The organism is Psychrobacter sp. NPDC078501 (assembly GCF_044900935.1).
Classification (GTDB): Bacteria; Pseudomonadota; Gammaproteobacteria; order Pseudomonadales; family Moraxellaceae; genus Psychrobacter.
This window is the reverse complement of sequence record NZ_JBJDOS010000029.1, coordinates 1-1277: the sequence shown is the minus strand read 5'-3', so window position 1 is coordinate 1277 and position 1277 is coordinate 1. Positions and strand designations below refer to the sequence as shown.

Here is a 1277-nt window from a genome sequence, read left to right as displayed (position 1 = left end):
TGAGCTATGCTGAAAAAACTATAGAACCAAACTTGGTAAACTAAGTGTATTAACAGGAGTTTATCATGACTAAGAAAGTCAGAACCTACAGTGCAGCTTTTAAAGCTGAAGCCGTCAAAAAGATAGCAGATAATAATGGCAATGTTTCAGCGACTGCAAAGCAGCTAGGTATAGCCATGCAGACCTTATCTAACTGGCAGAATAAAGCGAATGAAGGCAAGCTTGTCGGCACTAAGCAATATGATCCTGAACTCATGGCCATTATAGAAGAGAATAAACGTCTTAAACGTGATCTCAAGGTTGCTCAGGAGGAGCGAGACATTCTAAAAAAGGCGACGGCGTACTTCGCGAAGCACAGTTGATGAAGTACGTCTTTATCAAGGATAACCAGAAAATATTTAGCATCACCTGCATGTGTCACGTATTAGATATTAAGCCATCAAGCTATTACAACTGGATAAATCGTGGCATCAGTAATCAGCAGATCCATCGCAATCAGTGTGAGTTGCTAGTCAGAGTGGCTCATGATGAGACTAAGCAGCGCTATGGCTATGAGCGACTGTATGCTTACCTTACAGGGCAAGGATATGCCATAAGTAAATATATGGTTAGACGTATAAAAGAAGAATGCGGCATTAAATGCCGTCGTCACAAGCGCTTTAAAGTCACCACCAACTCTAATCACAACAAGCTGGTCTATCCAAACCGTCTAGAACAGAAATTTAATGCCAATCGTCCTAATGAGGCTTGGGTCAGTGACATCACTTATATTTGGACAAATGAAGGTTGGCTATACTTAGCAGGTGTTAAAGACCTATATACTAAAGAGCTCGTCGGCTATGTCATCAATAAGCGCATGACCGCTGATTTGGTATGCCGTGCACTTAATATGGCAATCAAAAACAAGCGACCTAGCCAAGGGTTGATTTTACATTCTGACAGAGGCAGTCAGTATTGTAGCAATGAGTATCATAAGATCATTAAGTGCCACCAATTTACAGGCTCGATGAGTGGTAAAGGCAACTGCTTTGATAACGCGCCCATAGAGAGCTTCTGGGGCATATTAAAGAATGAGCTGGTGTATCACCAAGACTATAAAACAAGATTCGAAGCCATCAACGATATTACTAAATTTATTGAGCTTGAGTACAACCAAACTAGAATTCAAAAGGGCTTGGGCTATAAAACGCCAAGACAGGTGTGGTTTGACTATTATCGTCAGGCTGCGTAATTAAAATCTCCCAAGTTTAGTTGTACGGATTTGACGGCAGGGGTCA

Annotated in this window: 1 protein-coding gene; it reads left to right on the top strand. The window is 41.3% G+C overall.

What is annotated here, in order from left to right; genetic code table 11:
* The first annotated feature begins 65 nt into the window (after positions 1-65).
* A protein-coding gene (locus tag ACI2IW_RS13945; RefSeq protein WP_404693965.1) for an IS3 family transposase occupies positions 66-1231 on the top strand; the annotation gives its coding sequence in 2 pieces (ribosomal slippage) (positions 66-324 and positions 324-1231; 1167 coding nt in all).
* Positions 1232-1277 lie beyond the last annotated feature (46 nt).